This is a genomic window from Thermotoga sp. 2812B (genome assembly GCF_000789335.1).
GTDB classification, from domain to species: domain Bacteria; phylum Thermotogota; class Thermotogae; order Thermotogales; family Thermotogaceae; genus Thermotoga; species Thermotoga maritima.
Genome location: NZ_CP003408.1, coordinates 1,140,043 through 1,162,004, shown reverse-complemented (window position 1 = coordinate 1,162,004; position 21,962 = coordinate 1,140,043). Strand labels below are relative to the sequence as shown.

Annotated in this window: 24 protein-coding genes; 9 read left to right on the top strand and 15 right to left on the bottom strand. The window is 45.6% G+C overall.

Annotated features, from left to right (window positions below; translation table 11 throughout):
- The first annotated feature begins 5 nt into the window (after nt 1-5).
- Nucleotides 6-674 carry a hypothetical protein gene (locus T2812B_RS09835; RefSeq protein ID WP_231556567.1) on the top strand — a complete coding sequence of 223 codons (669 nt, stop codon included), beginning with the start codon at nt 6-8 and terminating at the stop codon, nt 672-674.
- A 53-nt stretch (nt 675-727) separates the two neighbouring features.
- Nucleotides 728-1,648: an HD-GYP domain-containing protein gene (locus T2812B_RS09830; protein ID WP_231556617.1), complete on the top strand. Its 921-nt coding sequence runs from the start codon at nt 728-730 to the stop codon at nt 1,646-1,648.
- Here T2812B_RS09830 and T2812B_RS05775 read toward each other — a convergent pair.
- Nucleotides 1,635-2,237: an HAD family hydrolase gene (locus T2812B_RS05775; protein WP_008194615.1), complete on the bottom strand. Its 603-nt coding sequence runs from the start codon at nt 2,235-2,237 to the stop codon at nt 1,635-1,637. The genes T2812B_RS09830 and T2812B_RS05775 overlap by 14 nt on opposite strands.
- 64 nt (nt 2,238-2,301) lie before the next feature.
- Between T2812B_RS05775 and T2812B_RS05770 the strand changes: the two genes are divergently transcribed.
- Nucleotides 2,302-3,678: an MATE family efflux transporter gene (locus tag T2812B_RS05770; RefSeq protein WP_008194612.1), complete on the top strand. Its 1,377-nt coding sequence runs from the start codon at nt 2,302-2,304 to the stop codon at nt 3,676-3,678.
- 11 nt (nt 3,679-3,689) lie between these two features.
- Entirely contained in the window at nt 3,690-4,073 is a 384-nt protein-coding gene (locus tag T2812B_RS05765; protein ID WP_004082218.1) for a hypothetical protein, read from the top strand.
- Here the strand turns inward: T2812B_RS05765 and T2812B_RS05760 are convergent.
- The 12 genes from T2812B_RS05760 to murB are packed head-to-tail and all read right to left on the bottom strand — an operon-like array spanning nt 4,055 to nt 14,694.
- The gene (locus tag T2812B_RS05760) at nt 4,055-5,836 is read right to left on the bottom strand and encodes an LTA synthase family protein (RefSeq protein WP_008194609.1); all 1,782 of its coding nucleotides are present in this window, start codon (nt 5,834-5,836) and stop codon (nt 4,055-4,057) included. The two genes, T2812B_RS05765 and T2812B_RS05760, sit on opposite strands and share 19 nt — an antisense overlap.
- Nucleotide 5,837: 1 nt before the next feature.
- Complete coding sequence (locus T2812B_RS05755; protein ID WP_008194606.1) at nt 5,838-7,583, bottom strand: peptidyl-prolyl cis-trans isomerase; 1,746 nt, start codon at nt 7,581-7,583, stop codon at nt 5,838-5,840.
- The gene (gene lysS / locus T2812B_RS05750) at nt 7,580-9,088 is read right to left on the bottom strand and encodes a lysine--tRNA ligase (protein WP_008194604.1); all 1,509 of its coding nucleotides are present in this window, start codon (nt 9,086-9,088) and stop codon (nt 7,580-7,582) included. Before lysS ends, T2812B_RS05755 begins: the two co-directional genes overlap by 4 nt.
- A 13-nt stretch (nt 9,089-9,101) precedes the next feature.
- On the bottom strand, nt 9,102-9,572 hold the full coding sequence (greA, locus tag T2812B_RS05745; protein ID WP_004082222.1) for a transcription elongation factor GreA: 471 nt from the start codon (nt 9,570-9,572) through the stop codon (nt 9,102-9,104).
- Nucleotides 9,569-10,039: a transcriptional regulator NrdR gene (gene nrdR, locus T2812B_RS05740; protein WP_004082223.1), complete on the bottom strand. Its 471-nt coding sequence runs from the start codon at nt 10,037-10,039 to the stop codon at nt 9,569-9,571. The genes greA and nrdR overlap by 4 nt, the downstream gene beginning before the upstream one ends.
- A complete protein-coding gene (gene whiA, locus T2812B_RS05735; protein WP_227738401.1) occupies nt 10,036-10,920 on the bottom strand; it encodes a DNA-binding protein WhiA in 885 nt (294 codons plus the stop codon). Before whiA ends, nrdR begins: the two co-directional genes overlap by 4 nt.
- Nucleotides 10,917-11,861 (bottom strand): YvcK family protein, encoded by a 945-nt coding sequence (locus T2812B_RS05730; RefSeq protein WP_008194599.1) that lies wholly within the window; start codon nt 11,859-11,861, stop codon nt 10,917-10,919. Before T2812B_RS05730 ends, whiA begins: the two co-directional genes overlap by 4 nt.
- A gap of 3 nt (nt 11,862-11,864) precedes the next feature.
- Entirely contained in the window at nt 11,865-12,710 is an 846-nt protein-coding gene (gene rapZ, locus T2812B_RS05725) for an RNase adapter RapZ (RefSeq protein ID WP_008194597.1), read from the bottom strand.
- A complete protein-coding gene (locus tag T2812B_RS05720; RefSeq protein WP_004082227.1) occupies nt 12,707-12,973 on the bottom strand; it encodes a hypothetical protein in 267 nt (88 codons plus the stop codon). Before T2812B_RS05720 ends, rapZ begins: the two co-directional genes overlap by 4 nt.
- On the bottom strand, nt 12,951-13,217 hold the full coding sequence (locus T2812B_RS05715; RefSeq protein WP_004082228.1) for a DivIVA domain-containing protein: 267 nt from the start codon (nt 13,215-13,217) through the stop codon (nt 12,951-12,953). Before T2812B_RS05715 ends, T2812B_RS05720 begins: the two co-directional genes overlap by 23 nt.
- Nucleotides 13,218-13,237: 20 nt before the next feature.
- Nucleotides 13,238-13,813 (bottom strand): YigZ family protein, encoded by a 576-nt coding sequence (locus T2812B_RS05710; protein ID WP_008194594.1) that lies wholly within the window; start codon nt 13,811-13,813, stop codon nt 13,238-13,240.
- Nucleotides 13,792-14,694, bottom strand: coding sequence for a UDP-N-acetylmuramate dehydrogenase (gene murB, locus T2812B_RS05705; RefSeq protein WP_008194592.1), 903 nt, complete (start codon nt 14,692-14,694; stop codon nt 13,792-13,794). Before murB ends, T2812B_RS05710 begins: the two co-directional genes overlap by 22 nt.
- 52 nt (nt 14,695-14,746) lie before the next feature.
- Between murB and rlmN the strand changes: the two genes are divergently transcribed.
- Genes rlmN through rpe form a run of 4 tightly spaced genes read left to right on the top strand, consistent with a single transcriptional unit; the run spans nt 14,747 to nt 17,935 of the window.
- On the top strand, nt 14,747-15,778 hold the full coding sequence (gene rlmN, locus T2812B_RS05700; protein WP_004082231.1) for a 23S rRNA (adenine(2503)-C(2))-methyltransferase RlmN: 1,032 nt from the start codon (nt 14,747-14,749) through the stop codon (nt 15,776-15,778).
- Nucleotides 15,775-16,389 carry a PASTA domain-containing protein gene (locus T2812B_RS05695; RefSeq protein WP_008194588.1) on the top strand — a complete coding sequence of 205 codons (615 nt, stop codon included), beginning with the start codon at nt 15,775-15,777 and terminating at the stop codon, nt 16,387-16,389. The genes rlmN and T2812B_RS05695 overlap by 4 nt, the downstream gene beginning before the upstream one ends.
- Nucleotides 16,386-17,273 (top strand): ribosome small subunit-dependent GTPase A, encoded by an 888-nt coding sequence (gene rsgA / locus T2812B_RS05690; protein WP_081501968.1) that lies wholly within the window; start codon nt 16,386-16,388, stop codon nt 17,271-17,273. Before T2812B_RS05695 ends, rsgA begins: the two co-directional genes overlap by 4 nt.
- A complete protein-coding gene (gene rpe, locus T2812B_RS05685) occupies nt 17,273-17,935 on the top strand; it encodes a ribulose-phosphate 3-epimerase (protein WP_008194585.1) in 663 nt (220 codons plus the stop codon). The genes rsgA and rpe overlap by 1 nt, the downstream gene beginning before the upstream one ends.
- On the opposite strand, the gene mutS is transcribed toward rpe, so the two are convergent.
- Nucleotides 17,904-20,285: a DNA mismatch repair protein MutS gene (gene mutS / locus T2812B_RS05680; RefSeq protein ID WP_008194583.1), complete on the bottom strand. Its 2,382-nt coding sequence runs from the start codon at nt 20,283-20,285 to the stop codon at nt 17,904-17,906. The genes rpe and mutS overlap by 32 nt on opposite strands.
- On the bottom strand, nt 20,282-20,716 hold the full coding sequence (locus T2812B_RS05675; RefSeq protein WP_008194580.1) for a GNAT family N-acetyltransferase: 435 nt from the start codon (nt 20,714-20,716) through the stop codon (nt 20,282-20,284). Before T2812B_RS05675 ends, mutS begins: the two co-directional genes overlap by 4 nt.
- A 64-nt stretch (nt 20,717-20,780) precedes the next feature.
- On the opposite strand from T2812B_RS05675, the gene T2812B_RS05670 reads away from it, so the two are divergent.
- On the top strand, nt 20,781-21,959 hold the full coding sequence (locus tag T2812B_RS05670) for a hypothetical protein (RefSeq protein ID WP_008194578.1): 1,179 nt from the start codon (nt 20,781-20,783) through the stop codon (nt 21,957-21,959).
- Nucleotides 21,960-21,962: the final 3 nt, after the last annotated feature.

Sequence of the window (21,962 nt, the reverse complement as noted above, 5' to 3'; positions counted from 1 at the left end):
TGGAAGTGACGGAAAAGATAGAAAAACTCATCAATCTCTTCGAGATTTCCTTGGTTGTTCTCCTTTCCAGTTTCTCTTTCTTAGAAATTCTCAAAGGCAACTTACTGTCCCTTTCTCACCTCTGCCTTGTTTTTGCCGTGTTTCTCTCCCTGTTTAGGCGAAGATGGTCCAGAAATTTGAAGAACGAGATGAACGAAAAGAGTGAAAAAATGTCCGCAATGAATCAAGAACTCACAGCTCTCAACCAGCAACTCACAGCCGTGAATCAGGAGCTGGAAGCTTCCTACGAAAGTCTTCAGGTTCTCTCCACCCAGCTGGCCAGAATCATGGAAACTATGGGAGAAATGGATCTTGAGGTCGATCCCGTTCCTACTCTTGAGAGGATTTTTTACGATGTGAAGAAGCTGGTAGAACCGCTGTCGGGACTCGAGTTGAAAAACTCACAAAGATCCATTGTTGTCGGTGAATTCACAGAAAATCTGCTCTACAAAGAAGCCGGAAAGACATCCGCCAAGATCTTTGTAAGCAGAGAACTCGAAAAGGATGAGGAGCTCTTCCTGAACTCCGTTCTGAACTTTTCCCTCTTCCTTCTGAACGCCCACGATTCGTATCTTGAGGTTATGAGGAACAGAGACACACTTTCAAGAATGATCAGCTCTCTGGAAGAGTTTTAGACGTTTCAAGAAGAGCAGAACTCATAGAGAAGACGCTGCATTATTTGAAAGACATGTTCCCCGGCATCGTGCTGTCGTCCGTTTCTCTTCTCGAAGATGGAAAAATAAAAACCTTCTTTTTGAAAAACGGCCAGATCGAGGTGGTCAATCTCAAAAGAGGTATCGTGGTAAAGGCTTTTGAAACAAAGAGAGATCTTTTCGTGAACGATGTAAGGGATTTCCCGGAGTTTTACGATGTCACGAATGGAAGAACAAGATCCGCAGCCGCCATCTTCTTCGAGTACGAAAACACTCCCCTCGTCCTCGAAATTGAAAAGGATTCGGAAATCACCGAATACGAACTCTCATCCCTCAAAATGATGGCGAGAATCCTGGCGATCTTCTTCTCACGTTTGAGCCTCTACAGGAAACTCCGAAAAACTTTTTTCCAAACAATAGAAGCGTTCTCGTACGCGGTGGAGTTAAAAGACCCCTACACCAGCGGGCACAGCCTGAGAGTCGCTGATTATTCACAGGAAATAGCCAGAAGAATGGGTCTTCCAGATCAGGTGGTGGAGAGAATCAGGATAGCCGCTGTTCTCCACGACATAGGAAAGATAGGTGTCAAAGGTGCCATTCTCAACAAAACCTCTAAGCTCACAAAAGAAGAATACGAAGAAGTGAAGAAGCATCCAGAACTCGGTGAAAAACTGATCAGCAAAATCGAAGACTTCTCCGATATAGCGAAGATAGTGAGACACCATCACGAATGGTACAGCGGTCAGGGATACCCGGATGGACTTCGCGGGGAAGAAATACCGTTGGAATCGAGGATCATCGCCGTAGCTGACGCATTCGATGCGATGACCAGCGACAGACCGTACAGAAAAGCCATGGATAGAAAAACAGCCTTCGAAATTCTTCGCAGAAACGAGGGACCCCAGTGGGATCCTGAAATTCTGAAGATCGCCTTAGACTACTTCAGTGGACTCTGATGAACTTCATCCCTACCTTTTCACACGCTCCATCGTTCAATTCGTCGTCACCGTACATAACACAGTCTTCTGGAGAAACTCCCATTTTTTCACATATCTCGAGGTAGTACCTCGGGTCTGGCTTGCAAAAATGGAAGCTCTCCATGTCTGTTATCAAGTGGAAATCGTCTTCTGACAGTCCAATCCAGTTCAGTCGCTTCAAAATAGCGATTCTTGGAAAGACAGGGTTCGTTGCCAGAACAATCTTCCCTTCTTTTTTCTTCTCTTTCAAAAGGTCCACCGTCCCCTTCACGGGTTCGACCGTACCTTTGAGCGAATCAAAAAGCTCGCTTTCATAAAACTCCATGAAGAGTTCTTTCCATTTCTCTGCACACTGTGACGTTCTCTTTTCAAGGCATTTCATGTATCTCTCCAGATTGGTTGACCCATCCGGATTCCTGGTTATTTCCTCCACACAGCCAAGAACCAGCTCTGGAGAGATCGAAACACCTCTATCTCTGAAAAAAGAAGTGAGTTTCTTAAAATATTCCTCTGCGAATCCGTTGTCTTCGGCCAGTGTGCCGTCGTAATCGAAAAGGAAAATTCTCACACTCATCCCTCCTTTTTAACTATTCTAACACTGGTTCGATGATAGAATCTTTAACGGGAGGTGATTGGTTCTGGAGAGAGAAACCATCGGAATAAAACTTCTGAGAGGAGATCCCAGAAAAGCCATAGTGAAACTCTCAATTCCCATGATGCTCGCCATGCTGGTCCAGACGATTTACAACCTAGCCGATGGTATCTGGGTCGCGGGACTGGGGCCTTACGCACTGGCAGCGATAGGATTGTTCTTCCCTGTTTTCATGGTGATCATCTCCCTCGCCGCAGGTATAGGAGTTGGAGCGAGTTCGGTGGTGTCCCAAAAGATTGGAGAAAGAGACAAGGAAGGAGCAGATACCGCGGCTTCTGTTTCCATCCTGCTTTCAATCGTCATTGGTTTTTTGAGCATTGCTGTTATTCTTCCCTTCATTTCTGATATCCTCAGTTTCGCGGGAGCTCAGGGGGAAACTCTCAGACTGGCCCTCGAGTATTCGGTGATCCTCGTGTATTTCATTCCCCTTATCATGTTCAACAACGTAGCAAACGGTGTTTTCAGAGGTGAAGGAGACGCGAAAAGAGCGATGGTGGCCATAACGATAGGTTCCCTTCTGAACATAGGTCTGGATCCCGTGTTCATCTACGTCTTCGGTATGGGGATCAGAGGAGCAGCGTACGCCACCGTGGTATCAATCGCTGTTTCTTCCCTTCTGATCGCGTACTGGATGTTTTTCAAGAAGGACACGTACGTATCCTTCCGTTTGAAATGGGATGGAGAAATCCTGAAGAGAATATTGAAGATCGGTATTCCGGCTTCGCTGGCACAAATTTCAATGTCGGTGGCGATCTACGTGCTCAACGTCTTTGCGGTGAGGGCAGGAGGAGACTATGGAGTGGCGGTTTTCACGAGTGCGTGGCGTGTTATAAATTTTGGGACTGTCCCGCTCATCGGAATGGCCATGGCCGTGACATCCGTTACAGGTGCCGCTTTTGGTGAGAGAAACGGAGAGAAACTCGAAACGGCACATCTCTACGCCGTGAAACTCGGGTTTTTTGTAGGATTGGTAGTGATGTTCACAATCTTGATTTTTGCCCCATACATCGCTAGGCTGTTCACTTATTCCCAGGAAGGTGAAAAATTATACAGCGATCTGGTGAAAGCCCTCAGAATCCTGAGTCTTTTTCTTCCAGGTGTTCCATTTGGAATGTTCACTTCCTCCATGTTTCAGGGAGTGGGTCAGGGACTCAAAAGTCTGATTGTCACCATAATGAGAACTGTGATTATGCAGGTTGTTTTTTCGTGGCTGTTCGTCTTTGTTCTGAGAATAGGACTTGTGGGCGTCTGGTGGGGCATAGTCCTTGGAAACGCCACATCGGCTTTCATCACTTTCAACTGGGGAAGGTTCACAGTGAAACACCTCAAAAGGGATTTTCAAAAAAACATCGTATAGGAGGGGTTTGAATGCTCAAGTTGGAGGCCAATTACTCCACGATCGAGAAGATCGTTCTGAAAAGCACCGAAGGATTTTCTCAATTCTCACTTTCGAAGGAGGATGAAAACCTTAAGGTGAAACTGAAACACGGTTCCTTTCCTTTTTCCCTGTCGGTGAAAGTCAAAGTAGTATCGACGCAGAAAACACCCGATGATCCCATCATCCTGAAAGTAGGTGTGCCCTCTTTCCTGATGGAAATGCTGAAAAGCAGAATAGAGCGAGAAGGACTGGAAGTTCACGGGAACGAGATTCACATCTACCCCAAAAAGATAGCAAGATTTTTCGAGGATCTGATCGTATCGAGATTGGAATTTGAAGACGACAGAGTGATACTTCACCTCGAGGAGGTCTGATCCTTGGCGACCTTCTGCAGAGGCTGACAGTTTCTGAGGATGAAGTATCTGGAAGCCTCTATTTGCTGTATGGCCTTTACATAGCCATCTAAAAACTCCACGTACCTTTGAGGAGTACCATTTTTTCTGTCGATAGCCGTACTCTTATCCAGTCTACCGTCCCATGAGACAATGAACACTCGGTTGTCGTCTATGAAAGATCCGTCCGGAACGTGATATCTCAAAGCAGCAAAACCATGTTTCGCGTTCAGAAGATCCTGCCCCATGAAGAAACCTTCTCTGTAATTTATTCCCATCACGTTCAGGATCGTGGGAAGAAAGTCTATCTGTCCTCCAGGGATGTTGACCACCCTACGAATGTTCTCTCCAGGGATGTGGATAGCAAAGGGAATATTGAGGGCGATTTCGAAAGAAAATTCTCTATCCAGGATCTCGGGTATCTTCGTTTTGACTTCCCTGTTGAATGGATACAGGCCCGCGTGGTCACCGTAGAGAACGATCACAGAGTTTTCGTAGAGGCCAGCTCGTTTCAATTCATCAAGAAAAACACCGAACGCTTCATCGGCGTAATGTATAGCCTGCAGATAGTGTCCAACGATGGTATCTGATATGTCTTCAGGAAGTTCGAGTTTTCTGTGCTCTTCAGGAATAACAAAGGGAGTGTGACTGGATATAGTTATCAAAAAAGCGTAGAAGGGTTGTGGATAGTTTCGCAGTTTCTGAACAGCCTGCTTGAAGAAAGAAACATCTGCCAGTCCCATCCCGAAAACCTCATCCTGCTGGAAATCCTCAAGACTCACGAATTCGTCGAAACCGATGTGTTTGTAAACCTCTTCTCTGTTCCAGAACCAGCCAACGTTTCCATGAAACGCTATTGTGTGATAGCCGTTTTGTTTCATAATTCTGGGCAAAGTAGGAAGGTTTATCACGGGGTACTCTTCATAGACCACACTGTCTCCCAGTGTGTGAAGAGAGGTGTTCACAACAAACTCGGCGTCGGCTGTGTTCCCGCTTCCCACCTGCTGGTAGCAGCTTGAGAAATAGACGGTTCCGGAATCTCTAAAAAATGAATTTATGTTCGGCGTGATCTCTTGCCCGTTCACTTCAAGACCGATCACGAAATTCTGTAGCGATTCCATCTGAACGACTATCACGTTTTTTCCTTTTCCTATTCCGAAGAAGCTTTTTTGAGAAGGTTTTGTCGTTTCATTTCTAACAGAAGAAACTGTCAGATCGTTGTTTTCTTCTTTCTTGTTCACAAAGAGATTGATGATGTCCTGAACGTGATAATCGAAAACACCGTATCTGTTGAAGACAAACTTCGATTGTAGATTCTGAGAGGTGTGGATGGCACCGAGAAAGGTGAAAGACAGAACCAGGACAAAAAGCGAAGACAGAGAATACGCTCGCTTCGTATTTTCTTTGAAGAAGAACCACACAAAAGGAAGATCCGCCACAAAGAGAAGAGAGTACAAATCGATGAAGTACTTGATTTCACCGCCGAGATCTCCAATCTGAGGGAGAAGAACAATTTCCTTAATGGAGGGAAGATTTCCGAAGTTCTGAAAGTACAGAAAATCAACGAACAACAAAAGGGAGAGCACCGTGTAAAGAAGCCTGTGCCCTCCCTTGAAAACCAAAAGCAGCAAAATCAACCATCCCGCGGTACTGAAAACAACGGAAACGCTGAAAGAACTCAGAGTAGGCACGTAGAAAAGAACGATCTTTGCTGTCAAGAAAACAACCAGAAGATAGTCGCTCATTTTACTCCCCTGTCGCCGTGGAAGGTGTAGACTCTTCTGTTGTCTTCATCGCTTCGAGAATGGCTTCCACCTGATTGTAGGCAGATTCGTAATCCATGAAGTTTGGATCGATTTTTTTCATCTCATCGAGGTAGTACTTCGCAGATGTGGGATCGTTCAGTGCAAGACTCATATCGTAAAGCATGTAATAAGAGTCGAGACGTATGCTGGTAGAAGCGTCCGTTGCTTCAGCCACTGTGTAGAGACCGAGAAGAACTCCAAATATCTGGTTTGGATCGTAGGTTCCAGTTGACAGATAAGGTTTGATTTGATTGTAAAGATTGGCGTAATAGTTGTACTTGATGTTTATGTCGTTGGGGTGCAAGCGGTACGCGTACTCCAGTACATACGTGGAAGACGGGTAGTTCTCGTAAAGATAATCCACAACTGCTCTTTTTTTGTTTTCCAACTCTGCTTTTTTCTTTTCAAGCTCTTCTTTTCTTGCGTCGACTTCCTCGATGGAGAGTTTCCCATATTTCTTTATAAGATCCTCATCTGGTTCCTGAGAATTTTCAAGCGCTGTTCTGTACTGAGTCAATTCGGCTATCTGTTTGGTGAGTTCCTGGATCTTGCTGTCGGAGAGAAGGACGAAGAGAGATTTCAGCTCATCTGGTGTTTCTGCCGCCAGGTTTTCTCCCTGGAAGAGAAGGTTCGCCAGTTTTTCATAGAGATCTTCTTCGTTCTTGAGGTACTTCCACCAGTATTCAAGAACCTGATCGTTGAACGCGTACGATAGATTTTCTTCCTTCATGAACTCTTCCAGCCACTTCTGGAATTTCTCCTGTTCCAGTTTCGTTTTCACATCACTGTACGCGTCGCTGTTCTCGAAGGCGTTGAAATCCGTGAGAACCGAAGAAGTTTTCACCCTGAACACGTACCATTGATCGAGGAAAAAGAACGGTCCGACAATCGAACCTGGAGTGGCACTGAACAGAGCCGTGTCTATTTCATCCGGGAAAATCCCCCTTGTGGCGTTTGAAAAAGGTTGAACAGTAACATTCATACTGGAAGCTGCTTCATCGAAACCCATTTCACTTGCTTTTGCAATGAACTCCTGAGCCGTGGAACTGCTGTCAAACGACACGGCTTCTATGTCAACTCTGTCGTACTGCTTCTGAAGGTCTTCCTTGTTTTCCTCGAAATATTTCTTTATTTCGTCCTCGGTGACAACTCCCACTTTTTCCTGAACCTTTTTGATGGTGAGCTGAACTCGAATTTGAGGTTCCAGGTAGTTCTTCTCGTAGTTCGAAAGGCTTCCGTACATTCTCTCTATCCGGTTGAGCTGATTTTGATCGTTCTTTATTGTTTGGATAACGTTGTTCACTTCCTGTTCGATTTCTTTCTTGGAAGGCTTTATGTTGTTCTTTTCCGCATAGTAAAGAACCACTTTCTGCTGGAGAAAGACGTCCGCTATCAGAGCTTTGAGTCTGGGTTCTTCAAAAAGTGGATCGAGAGATGTGATCTGATAAGAACTCAACAGGTTGGAGTAGTAGTCATTCACTTCCCACGGCATGAGCCAGTAGATAGGATCGTTCAGAGCCGTTCCGTCTTTTGTGATGTAAGCGAGACTCTGTTCGAGGGTGTATTTAACGTTGTTCTGGGTGTTTCTGAGGTTGATCGACACCGACCACCAGATCATACCCGCCACGAACGCAATAGCAATCGTCCAGATAATGACCCCTTGCCACTTTTTCATCCATTTTCTCATTCTTCAAACCCTCCTTCGAATTCCGCCTCTTCTTCCTCGAACTTTTTGGGTTTCACAATTGGGAAGGGAATCACATCCCTTATTGTGGGGGAATCCGTGATGAACATGAAGAGCCTGTCAAGACCGATTCCCAGTCCTCCCGTGGGAGGCATTCCATACTCGAGGGCCCTCACAAAATCGAGATCCATCATGTGTGCTTCTTCATCTCCCTCTTCTCTCATTTTCGCCTGTTCGAGAAATCTCTGGTATTGATCAACGGGATCGTTCAGCTCACTGAACGCGTTCGCGATCTCTCTTCCGAATATGATGAGTTCGAACCTTTCCGTGAGTCTGGGATCCTCTCGGTGCCTTTTGGCAAGAGGAGAAATCACTACAGGATGATCGATTATGAAGGTGGGATTCACCAGTTCTTCTTCCACCAGATCTCTGAGTTTGTCTATGAGGTGTGCTCTGTTCTTTATTTCCAGTTCTACCCCATGTTCTTCGAGCTTCTTCAACAACACTTCATCGGGATCTTCGAGGATGTCCACCCCGAGTTTTTCTTTGAGAAAGTCTCTCATTCTCACTCTTTTCCAGGGTGGTGTGAAGTCTATCTCCTTGCCCTGGTAGGAGATTTTCAAGGTGCCACATGTTCTTTTCACAACTTCCACTATCAACTCTTCAGTGAGATCCATCATATCGTTGTAATCCGCGTAAGCCTGGTAGATCTCTATGCTGGTGAACTCGGGACTGTGTTTGTAAGATATTCCCTCGTTTCTGAAGTTCTTTCCTATCTCGTATATCTTCTCGAAACCGCCAACGATTAGCCTTTTCAGGTAAAGCTCCGGTGCGATTCTCAAATACATATCGATATCAAAAACGTTGAGATGGGTCACAAAAGGCCTCGCTTCCGCACCACCCGTGACGTAATGAAGAATAGGTGTTTCCACTTCGATGAATCCCCTGCTGTTGAGAAATTCTCGTATCACCCGGACAGCCTTGAATCGCTTTTTGAACCTCTCAATAGCCTCGTCGTTCACGATGAGTTCGAGGTACCTCTGCCTGTATATGATTTCCTTATCTTTTATGCCGTGCCACTTCTCGGGCAAGGGACGTAGAGCCTTACTCAGAAGCGTGTATTCTTGAACGTAAATGGTCAACTCTCCGGTTTTGCTTTTGAACGGAAAGCCTCTTACTCCTATAAAGTCACCTATTTTGACGTGTCTTTTGAAGAGATCCATTTTTTCCTTTCCAACAGAATCTGCTCTTATGTAAGCCTGGATCCGGCCCGTGTCATCTTTCATGTGAAAGAAGGCCGTCTTTCCGTGGTGACGTATCGACATGACTCTCCCTGCGAAAGAGAGCTTTTCAGATTCAAGAACTTCTCCAGCTTGAAGATAGTCGTACTTTTCCCTTATTTCTCTGGCCGTGAGTTCCTTTTCGAATTTGTAAGGATATGGCTCTATACCCATAGAACGAAGTTCCTGTATCTCCTTGAGCCGTTGTTCTTTGAACTCTTTCAGCACACAACCACCTCCGTTACTTGTTCATTACCGCTATCACCTGATAACGCTGAACACCACTGGGAGCTTTTACCTTTACCACATCTCCCACCTTTCTACCGAGAAGGCTTTTGCCCAGTGGAGAATCGGAGCTCAACTTCTGAGCGAAAAAGTCCGCTTCCTGAGGTGTGACGATTCGAAATTTGTGCTCTTCACCGGTATCCAGGTTCTTTATAACAACCCATTTCCCCAGTGTAACCTCGTCGCTTTCCTCAGAATCTTCTATGATCTCCGCGTTGCTCAGAATCTGCTCGATCTCCATGATCCTGCTTCCAACACGCCCCTGTTCGTTCTTCGCGGCTTCGTACTCTGAGTTTTCCGAGAGATCTCCGAGTTCCCTCGCTTCTTTTATTCTTTCAGAGATCTCGTACATGAATTTCCTTTTCAGATCTTCCAATTCCTTCTTCAGCTTTTCATAGCCCTCACGGGTGAGCCGAACCTTCTTCATTGTTCTTCGCCCTCCTTCTCTCTTTTTAGTTCTTTCACGATCTCCAAGAATTGATCCACTTCCCTGAAATCACGATAGACTGAAGCGAATCGTACGTAAGCAACCTGGTCCAGTTTCTTCAACTCCTCCATAACCAGTTCTCCTATTCGTTTCGTTTCAACTTCGAAGGATCCTTCTTCTCTGAGTTTCAAGCAGATTCTGTTCACAGCTTCTTCGATCTGCTCGTAGGTGACGGGCCTCTTCTCACAAGCTTTTATCATACCATTTTTTATCTTTTCCCTGTCGAACTTTTCCCGTCTGCCATCCTTTTTTACAACGAGAACAGGCGCTTCTTCGTATCTCTCGTAGGTGGTGAATCTTTTACCGCAAGAAGAACACTCCCTGCGTCTTCTGATAGCAGTTCCATCGAGGGTTGGCCTCGAATCGAGCACTCTCGTGTCCATCGAACCACAAAACGGGCACTTCATTTTACATCACCAAACCTTTCAGCTATTTTGATAATTCTTTTCAGTTTCGAGTATATTTGAGATTTTGTGAGATTTAACTTTTTCCCCAGCTCTCTGAGTGAGAGTTCTTTGTTTCTCAATCGAACCAGAGCGACTCTTCTCAAATCCTCGGGTAAGTTTTCGAGTCCCATGTTCTCTTTTATAAGCTCTATCGCACGTATCTGACGAGCCGTACTGTTTGCTGTTCTGATGGCGTTCGCCTCTATAAAGTTGACCGTTCTGTTCACATCACCGATCACTTTTCTTTCAGTGACGATTCGATCTATCTCTTCCAGCTTTCTCTGAACCCCTATGGCTTCAAGGAACACAAGAATGTCCTTTATAGACTTTATATAAAGTTTTCTTGTATTCCTGAGTTCTATGATGCCTGCGTTTATGTTGAAGAAATCTTTCAAGCTTTTTCTGGTGAGAGCGAGCGTTTCTTCCTCAAACAGATTGATTTCCAGATGATAATGATACCTTGGATTCGTCATGGATCCTCCGCTGAGAAACAGTCCTCTCAAAAATGAAACAAAGAGGGCTACGTCGAAGAACGGCTCTATCACCATGAAACTTTCTGAATACTCTGCGGTGATTTTTATGTACCTCTTCTTTATGTTGTGTGATTTCTCTACAATTATCTCCGAAACGGGTTTTGAGAGATACTTCATTAAATTCAAAAGCCGCCTCGAGGCGGCAAAAGAGTGCAAAGAAAAAACGATATGCCTGCTCTTAACATCCAGATCGCCCCGCGCTTTTATGAAACCTAAAAGTTCCGATATAACCTCTTCACGACTACCAAAAGGGACGTTCACGAGTTCTTCTTTTATCTCTTCAGAGAAAGTTCGCCTCAAGAGGCTCACCACCTCGAAATTCTCTCAATCACATCCGCCAGTTTCACAGAATCGTGTCTTATCTTTCTTTGACCATCTGAGGGATCTACTACCTCTATAAGAAAAGGCTCTGCTAGAATGGTGTTCTGTATGTTTTCAGCGTCGATCTCCACGAAATCACTGCCCTCTTTTCTATACCTTTCGAGCACCTCTTCAGAGGGCTTGCGGGTGTTCACCAGCACGAAATCTACGCTTTGCTCCAGGTACCTTTCGAGTTCTTTGACGTGGTCCGAGACCCTGTATCCTGTTGTTTCACCTGGCTGGGTCATGAGGTTACACACGTATATTTTCTTCGCCTTCGATTTTTTAATCGCATCCTTCACACCGTTTACGAGAACGTTTGTGATGATACTCGTGTAGAGACTCCCTGGACCAAAGATGATGATATCGGCCCTTTCAATCGACTCGAGGACTTCAGGAAGTGCATCGATCGGTCTATCCAACCTGACTTCGACTATCTTTCCACCTTTTCTGACGATGTTCGTTTCACCGATCACCTCTTCTCCATCTTCGAACCTTGCCACAAGTCTTGCGTGATCTTCGCTTACGGGTAAGACTCTCCCTTTTATAGCGAGCACCCTCTCCAAGATCCTTATGGCCTCCGAAAAACTTCCTTCGATCTTGGTAAGAGCCGCTATTATCAGGTTTCCCAGACTGTGTCCCTTAAAAGACCCCTCACTGAAACGATAGCTCATCAGCTTCGCAAGAAGATCTTCATCTTTTGCCAGAGCCACGATGTTGTTTCTCACATCGCCTGGAGGAGGTACGTTCAGCTCTTTTCTTAACTTTCCGGAGCTTCCCCCTTCGTCAGTGACTGAGACAACAGCGGTTATTTCAAAAGAATCGATGTTTTTCAAGCCTTTCAAAAGAGTGGAAAGTCCCGTCCCTCCACCTACAGCAACCACCTTCACCGCTCACACCTTCTCTATGTCCCTGTGCTTCTCAATGACTGTAAAACCTTCTTTTTCCAACATTTCTTTCAGCCTGTGTGCGATATACACAGATCTATGCTTGCCGCCGGTACATCCTATTCCCACAGTGATTATTCTTCTTCCAGTTCTCTGGTACTCTTCTATCGCCACCTTTAGTATTTCATAAATCTTTTCGATGAACTCTTCCACCACCGGATAATTTTTAAAGTACGCTTCTACCTCGCTATCCAAACCCGTTTTTGAAGAAAGTTCCGGTACGTAGTGTGGGTTCGGGAGAAAACGAGCATCAAAAACGAAATCCACGTCCATTGGAATTCCGTGTTTGAATCCGAAACTCATTATTCTGACAGAGGTTCCACCGGCCTGGTTCACGAGAAAATGCGTCAGAGTTTCGCGCAGTTGATGTGTGTTCATGCTGGTTGTATCTATCACAACGTCCGCGATTTCCCTTATACGAGACAGGATTTTCCTCTCCTTCTCTATGGCATCTTCCAGCCCTACTCCGTCCTTCTGAAGAGGGTGTCTTCTTCTCGTCAGAGCGTATCTCCTCAGAAGTTCCTCCGTGGACGCCTCCAGAAAAATCACCAGAGCGTTCGTCTTTTCTTTTATTCTCTCAACCGTCGATATGGGATCTCCGAGGTGTTCGCTTCGCACATCAATGGCCATCGCCATCTTTTCAAGATCGGAACTCATGAAGAGCTTCAAAAGTTCCTCCAGTATGTTACCGGGAACGTTATCAACACAAAAATACCCCAGATCCTCCAGAAAACCCATCGCGGTGGTTTTTCCCGCTCCCGAAAGCCCGGACACAACGACTATTCTCTTCAAGGTTCCTGATCACCTTCCCTGAGTGCCTGAGAAAGTTTTTTCTTCAGATTTCTAATTCTCTCACTCATTTTCACGTTTTCGAGCACGGTGTTGGCCAACATGACGAACAGGATGTTATCTATCCCCACTTCGTCGATGAATTCTTCGTACCGCTTGAAGTCTTTTTCTATTTTCTCTATGGTTTGATTGACTATCTCCAGATCCTCATCCGTAACGAGGTTGTACACTTTCTTTCCAAGTCTAACGCTTATTTTCTTCTTCATCCTGTATCATCCCCTGATCGGTTGTGAGGGAGAGAAAACGCTGAATTTTCTCCACGAGTGTGTTCAGAGACCTTTTGTGTTGCTCGATGGTCTTTTCCAGCTGCTCCTTCTCCTTTTCTAAGTGAAGTATCCTTTCATTCAACTGTTTCACCTTCGACCACAGTTCCTTATTTTCCTCTTTCAACTTTTTGTAATCCTCTATCATTGAATCGAGAATCCTTTCGAGATCCTCCAGTTCTTTCATTCATTTTCCCTCCTTCGTGATTATATTAACACATCACGAATCGTTTTTATAACCAGGTTTTCAGGTACTTCAAGACCACGAAGCAGGATTTTTGCACCCCTCTCTGTGTAGTCCATCTCAACGAGCTCCAGCCCCATCATCTCCACAACTCTGAACACATTGTTCAGTTCCTGATAATCTACCTCCACTTCGAACTCTTTCATGAGCCTCAACTTTCTCAATTCTGCTCCCTTGACCGCCATCTCAGCGGCCGAAGAGTAAGCTTCTATGAGTCCACGAACACCCAGTTTCATACCACCAAAATATCTTGTGACAACGATCGCCGTGTTCATAAGATCGTATTTTTTTAGAACCCCGAGAATGGGTCTGCCCGCCGTTCCACCCGGCTCGCCATCGTCTGAACTGTGTTCAAGGATACCGTTTGGAGAGAAGATCCTGTAAGCCCAGCAGTTGTGAGTAGCATCCCTTTTCGAAACTTCCTTCAACTTCTCACGAAAGTCTTTTTCATCCTTTACTGGAAAGATCGTGGCATAGAACTCCGATCTTTTAACGTTGATTCTTTCTGTATGGGGTTTCACCACTGTCTTCCATTCCACCAGATTTCAACCTCCGTTTCCAGCTCCACACCGTATTTCTCCTTCACCTTTTTTCTCACAAAATCAATGAGTTTCATCACGTCATCAAAAGTAGCACTTCCTGCGTTCACAATGAATCCCGCATGTTTTTCCGATATCTGAGCCCCTCCAATTCTGTAACCTTTCAGACCCAGGGATTCTATGGCCTTTCCCACGTAGAAATCCTCTCTTGGCCTTTTGAAAACACTACCCGCACTCGGAAGGTCAAGGGGTTGTTTTTCCAGACGCCTCCTCATGTAATCGTCCATCTTCGCTTTTATGGTTTCCTTCTTTTCTTTTTTGAAACTCATCATCACACGTGTTATGATCAATTTCTCCCTTTTAAACGTACTGTCTCTGTAGCCGAAAAAAATCTCGTTCTTCGAAAGCCAGGTCTTTTTTCCATCTCTTAGAACCTCGACCGCTTCGACGAACTCTCCGATCTCTCCTCCGTACGCTCCCGCGTTCATATAGATGGCTCCCCCCACGCTCCCCGGTATCCCGTATGCGAACTCCAGTCCCCCGAGTTCCGCTTCCATCAAAAATAGACAGAGCCTCTTCAGGGGAGTTCCACTTTCTACCAGTACTTTTTCTCCCTTTATTTCAATTTGATTCAACCTTTCTGTTTTCAACACTGCGATATCCAGATCTTCATCTTGAACCAGAAGGTTCGTGCCGAGTCCCATTATTTGAAACGGAAGATCCTTCAGAACAGTGATGGCTCGTTCCAGAGAAAAAACATCGTTTGGAAGAACAAGATATTTCACTCTTCCACCTATTTTTATGCTGGTGTGACAGGAAAGTTTTTCGAACATTCGCACGTCACAGCCTGCTTTGTGAAGAGATCCAAAAATTTTGTCCAAAGATATCCCTCCTTAAACTCTATAGTATAATTTCAAACTGGGAGGTGTTGACTTGAAGAATCTACTCGATCTTTCTTACGAAGAACTGGTAACCGAGATCACTAACCTGGGTCTCGAGCGCTACAGGGCAGATCAGATTCTGGACTGGGTGTTCGATAAAAAGGTGAACAACTTCGACGAGATGACAAACCTTTCGAAAAAGCACCGTGCTCTTTTGAAAGAGCACTTCTCCATTTCTTTCTTGAAACTCCTCGACAAGAAGGTTTCCAGAATAGATGGTACCACCAAATTCCTCTGGGAACTCGAGGATGGAAACACAATAGAATCTGTGATGCTTTTCCATCCGGACAGAATAACGGCCTGCATTTCAACCCAGGTTGGATGTCCTGTGAAATGCATCTTCTGTGCCACAGGAATGAGCGGATTTGTCAGAAATCTGACCACAGGAGAAATCGTAGCACAGATCCTTTCCATGGAAAAAGAAGAGAAGAAAAAAATAGGAAACGTTGTGTACATGGGAATGGGAGAACCTCTTTTGAACTACGAAAACACGATAAAAAGCATAAGAATACTGAACCACAAAAAGATGGGAAACATAGGTATCAGGAGGATCACAATCTCAACAGTTGGAATCCCGGACAGAATAATTCAACTGGCTGAAGAAGGGCTCGATGTGAAGCTCGCTCTTTCACTCCACGCTCCAACGAACTTCAAGAGAGATCAGCTCGTTCCTTTGAACAAAAAGTACTCCATCGAAGAGATCCTGAATGCAGTGAAGATCTATCAGAGGAAGACAGGAAATCGTGTAACGATAGAGTACGTGCTCATAAGGGGTATAAACGATGAAATAAGCGACGCAAAGAAACTGGCCGAAATTTTGAGAAACATGAAGGTCTTCGTGAATCTGATCCCTGTTAATCCAACGGTGGAAGGCTTGAGAAGACCGTCGAGGGAACGGCTTTTGACCTTCAAGAGGATACTACTGGAAAACGGAATCGAAGCAGAAATCAGACGAGAAAAGGGTACCGACATCGAAGCGGCCTGTGGTCAGCTGAGGCTGAAGAGAATAAAATCAAGATCATGAGGGTGTTTCTCGGAATAATAATCGGCATCGTGGTTGGTGGCCTTTTCTTTTTGTTCACAATGAAGTTTTATCAGAGTCAGTACAGCACGGTACCGGACGTTGTCGGGCTTTCTGGAACAGAAGCGTGTGAAAGACTGAAAACGTCTGGTCTGTTTTGTGACAAGTCTTCTTCCGAAACGGTGGTGGACACTTATCCACGAGCCGGTTCAAGGGTGAAAAAGGGAAGAACGGTGAATCTCTACTACGAAAACCCCCAGAAAAAAATTGTGCCTCGTCTTTCACAGCTGAATTTCCCAGTCGCAGAAGAGATCCTGAAAAGGCTCGGGTGGAATTACGAAACCGTTTATTTTCCTTTTGGCACTGAAAAAGACAGGGTTCTCGCAACCTATCCGGAAGAGGGGCAGATCTACAATGGGAAATTAATTCTTCTTATTGATACAGGAGAAAAAGAAAGCTATTTTCTGGTAGAAAATTTTGTGGGCAAAAAAGTGGACGAACTGAAGGACGATCCCCGTGTTTTGCTACTTGGAACAGGTGATACGGTGGTGGCACAGTATCCCCCGGAAGGTTCTATAGCAACGAAAGTTATCCTCATCCTTGGGGAGGAATGAACTTGAGAAGAAGAGGAATAGTGGTGAGTTTTCACTCGAACATGGTCACGGTCGAAGACGAGGAAACTGGTGAAAGAATCCTCTGCAAACTGAGGGGGAAATTTCGCCTGCAGAATCTCAAGATATACGTTGGAGACAGGGTGGAGTACACACCGGACGGGACGGGCTCCGGTGTCATAGAGAACGTGCTACACAGGAAAAATCTACTCACCAAACCTCACGTTGCAAATGTGGACCAGGTGATTCTCGTGGTAACGGTGAAAATGCCGGAAACTTCGACCTACATAATCGATAAATTTCTTGTCCTCGCTGAAAAGAACGAACTGGAAACGGTGATGGTCATCAACAAGATGGACCTCTACGATGAAGACGATCTGAGGAAGGTAAGAGAGCTGGAAGAGATCTATTCTGGACTCTATCCAATCGTGAAAACCAGTGCGAAAACCGGAATGGGAATCGAAGAGCTCAAGGAATATCTGAAGGGAAAGATCAGCACGATGGCCGGACTCTCCGGAGTTGGAAAAAGTAGCTTGCTCAACGCCATAAATCCAGGCTTGAAGCTTCGTGTGAGCGAAGTTTCAGAGAAACTCCAGAGAGGAAGGCATACTACAACAACTGCCCAGCTCTTGAAATTCGATTTCGGAGGTTATGTGGTCGATACTCCAGGTTTCGCAAATCTGGAGATCAACGACATAGAACCCGAGGAACTGAAACACTACTTCAAGGAATTTGGAGACAAACAGTGTTTCTTCTCGGACTGTAACCACGTGGATGAACCGGAGTGTGGAGTGAAAGAAGCCGTGGAGAACGGAGAAATCGCAGAAAGTCGATACGAAAATTATGTGAAGATGTTTTACGAGCTTCTGGGAAGGAGGAAAAAGTAATGGTGAAAATAGCAGCTTCAATTCTCGCGTGTGACCTTGCAAGACTGGCCGATGAGGTGAAAAGGGTGGAAGAGCACGTGGATATGATACATTTCGATGTCATGGATGGTCATTTTGTTCCAAACATTTCCTTTGGACTTCCCGTTCTGAAAGCCCTCAGGAAAGAAACAAAACTTCCCATAAGTGTACACCTGATGATCACCAATCCCGAAGATTACATCGACCGCTTCATAGAAGAAGGAGCAGATATGGTCGCCATCCATTACGAATCGACCTTTCATCTCCACAGGTTGGTCCATCGTGTTAAAGACCTTGGAGCACGGGCCTTTGTGGCCATAAACCCGCATACCCCCATCAATCTTCTTTCAGAGATCATAACCGACGTCGACGGTGTACTTGTGATGAGCGTCAATCCCGGTTTCTCTGGTCAGAGGTTCGTAGCAAGGAGTCTTGAGAAAATAAGAAATCTGAGAAAGATGGTGAAGGAACTGGGACTGGAAACAGAAATCATGGTCGACGGCGGCGTGAACGAAGAGAACGCATCGATACTGGTTAAAAACGGTGCGACGATCCTTGTGATGGGATACGGTATCTTCAGAAACGACAATTACGTTGAACTGATAAAGAGCATCAAACAGGAAAGAGAGGAATTTGCTGACTGAATCTGTTCGATTTTCCGTTTTTCTTCGTGTTGTTTTTGAAATTCCTCTCCAGAATTTCATAAGCTCTGTTTATGACCCTCTCAGGAATACCCGCTATCTTTGCGACCTCTATTCCGTAACTTCTGTCTGCCACACCGTCCACCACCTTGTGGGTGAATATCACGTTTTTGCCTTCTTCTTTTACCAGAATGGTTTTGTTCTGAACCTGCGGAAAGTGTTTTTCGAGTTCGGTGAGTTCTGTGAAGTGAGTGGCAAACAGCACCTTACATCCTCTCTTTATGAGTTCCTCTGAGATTGCCCAGGCTATGCTGACGCCGTCCTGGGTACTCGTACCTCTTCCCACCTCGTCCAAGAGGACCAGACTCTTCTTTGTTGATTTCAGCAGGATGAGTGCCATCTCGTTCATCTCGACAAGGAACGTACTTCTACCACCAGCGAGGTCGTCTCTGGCACCCATTCGCGTGAAGATCCTGTCGAACACGGGAAGAACCGCCTTCTGCGCCGGTACAAACGATCCCATCTGCGCCATGAGGGATATGAGACCCACCTGTCTGATGAAAGTGGACTTCCCACTCATGTTGGGACCCGTTATTACCACAAATCTCTTCTCGTTGTCCATGTAAATATCGTTTTCAACAAAATTCTGTGTGAACCTTTCAACGACCGGGTGTCTTCCACCTTTGATCTCCAGTCTGTCTTCTGAAAAGACGGGTTTTGTGTAATTGTACAGAATGGCGTCGTATGCTAATGTCGAAAGCACATCTATCTTTGCCAGTTCCTCCGAGATCTTGAGGAGAACCTCCTTGTGCTTTTTCATCTCTTCGCACACGTTTTTGAAGAGTTCCTTTTCCAGCTCTTCTATTCTTTCTTTAGCGGCCATTATCTTTGTCTCGAACTCCTTCAATTCGGGTGTGATGAATCTTTCAGAATTGACGAGTGTTTGTTTTCTTTCGTAATCGTCGGGAATCTTATCCAGATTCGCCTTCGTCACCTCTATGTAGTAACCGAAAACCTGGTTGTATCCAACCCTCAGCTTTTGGATACCCGTTCTTTTTCTCTCTTTCTCCTCGAACTCTTTGAGCCTCTCTTCGGCATGTTCCAGAAGATCCCTGTATTCGTCGAGTTCAGGTGAGAATCCTCTCTTTATAACCTTTCCCTCGCCGGGGTTTCCCACCGGATCATCTTCAATGGCTTTTCGAAGCAGATCAACCAGTCCTTCCGGGAAAGCGAGTTTCTTGAACACACCGAAGGTTGAAAGAACTTCGTTCAGTTTCGGGATGATCTCCAGCGTCTCTCTGAGTGCCACTAAGTCTCTGGGAACGGATCTGTTGTATTCCACCCGAGAAACGATCCGCTCCACATCCCTCACGTTCGAAAGAAGGTTCCTCATCTCCTCCAGACTCACCCTGTCGTTCACCAGTCTTTCCACAGCCTCGAGCCTTTCTTCGATCTGTTTTCTGTCGACCAGAGGATGGAGAATCCACTTTTTCAAAAGGCGAGCCCCCATAGAAGTTTCCGTGTTGTTCAGCACATCGAAGAGGTTCTTTCCTCTGTCACCAGGGATCAAAGAAAGATTTTCCACCGTTGCGGAATCGAGTATCATGTAATCTCTCTGGGAGATGAGAAGAGGGGGTTTCAGATTCAACTCTTCCGTGATCATCGTGTACTTGACATACTTTATCAGTGCTGCAAGGGCCTTCAGCGCAAGGGGTGAAAGCTCGAAATGATGAATGTCCTTCAGATTGTAGGCTTTTTCCACTTCTTCCAGATCTGAGAAATACCACTCGCTTATGGACTCTGTGTAAACACCTGGAAAGCGTTCCCTCAAAGAAGATTTCAGGTGCTCTGGACAGATGATCTGGGAAATGGAGTAATTTTTCAGCAGGTCCATCGTTTCCTGTTCGTCTGAACTTTCATGAACCAGGACCTCACCTGTCGAGATATCACAGAAAACCGTACAGTACCGTCCTTTCTCTTCTGAGACAACGGCCATGTAGTTGTTCGTTTCGCTGAGAAACTCATCTTCTACGATGGATCCAGGAGTGACAACACGCGTGACTTCCCTTCTGATCAGTTTCTTCGACTTCGAAGGCTCCTCCATCTGATCACAAATTGCCACCTTGTAGCCCGCTTCGACGAGCTTTTTCAGGTAGGTGTTCAGCGCGTGGTACGGGATGCCCGCCATGGGAGCGTCCTGCCTTCTTGTGAGAACTATGTTCAGAACCTTCGAAACGATCTTCGCGTCTTCGAAAAACGCCTCGTAAAAATCTCCCAGTCGAAACAGCAGAATGGAATCTTTGTACTGTTCTTTTATTCTCAGGTACTGTTCCATGAGAGGGGTTAACTTCACCGTTTCACCACCTTCACCATCCTCACGTGCGGAATGTTCGCTTCGTAGAAGACCTCCCCTTCCGCCCTGTAACCGAGTCTCTCGTAGAACTCTCTCACCTGGATTTGAGCGTTCAAAACGATCTTTTGAACTCCTTTAGAGGAAAGCTCTCTTTCTATACTCTCCATGAGGAACCTTCCGTGGCCCTTCCTTCTTTCTTCTTTCAGAATCGCCACACGTTCTATCTTGAACGTTCCATCATCGATCTTTCTTATCCTTGCGGTTCCTATGAACTTTCCTTCCTTTTCGAGAAGCACGTGAACACTCTCAGGATCTTTCCCATCGAGTTCTTCTTCCTCGGGAACTCCCTGCTCTTCTATGAAAACCTTCCTTCTGATTTTCAAAGCTTCTCTCAGGAGTTCTTCGTCGTTCTCAAAAAAGATCACCTGCATCTCGAATCACCTCTCAGGATATTTTAACCCCGGGTGATAGAATTTTCAGGAGGGGGTGAAAATTATGAGAAGCTTGTTTTTTCTTTTATTCGCATCGACAACGATCTTTGCAGCACCCGTTCTCATTCTTTTTCAGGACAGCGCGGTTCTCATGGAAAGTTTATCCGTGAGCGGCACAGAAACCGTCTCCGTTCCTCAGGGCTGGAACGTGATGGATGTAATCGGAGCAAAAAGCTGGTACGTGGTTTCGGAAAAAGAACCTTCCTGGGAAGAAATTATAAAAGGAAAAACCGTCGAAGCGGTGGACGAACCTCCCTCTCAGTTCGAAGTGATAAGTACTTCTCCTCTCGTTTTGAAAAAAGACACGAAGTACTACATCTACAACTCCACGTTGAAAAAGTGGCTTGTCCTGGAATACGAAGAACCTCAGAGTGATCGGAAACTCGTGATGAACGGGCAGGGAAAGGTAACTTTGCTTCTGCGTTCCTCAGGAAGCTGGAACGTCAGGTACTATCTCTTCGAAGATACTCTCACGGGAAACGCCTTTCTATCGGTCTCTGGTGTGGAAAGCGCGGATGTTTTCTTAATTTCCAGGCCCGCTGAGGAAGCTTCCATTCGGAAAGTGATGTACCTCAGCGCTTCACCCTCAAGAGAAATGCCCGAAGAACACGAGTCCGAGGAAGTCAAGGTGTATCACCTCGGCAAAGTAAAAGATCTGGACAAATCTCCTGTTGTGAATCTCATAGAAACGAATTTGCCCAGCACTAACGAGTACTACTCATACTCTTTTGCAGTGAACGATTCAATTTTCAACTATCAGAAAACCACCTTCACGAGAAGTTTCAAGACTCCTGTGGATCTTCCGGGAGGCACGGTGAGCATATTCTCTAACATTTCCGGTGTGGATATAATGATCGGGGAAACGAGCATCCCCGACACTCCGAAAAACTCCCTTCTGGAGCTTCCCGTAACGGATTCCTGGGACGTTCGCGTGAGAGGAGAGATTCTGGACGAGAGGAACTACAAAGACACATACGAATACGAAAGGACCTGGAAAGTGACCGTTCAGAACCTGAACGAAACGGAATCGAAGGTGAGAATCAACGTCTACGGGAATATGATGAGACTGCTCAGATTTTCCATCAAACCGTTGAAAGAAACTTCGGACCAGATCGTTTTCGAATTGATCGTTCCGCCCAATTCAGAGAAAGAATTCGAATTCAAAGTGAGAAGCGGGTGGTGAAGA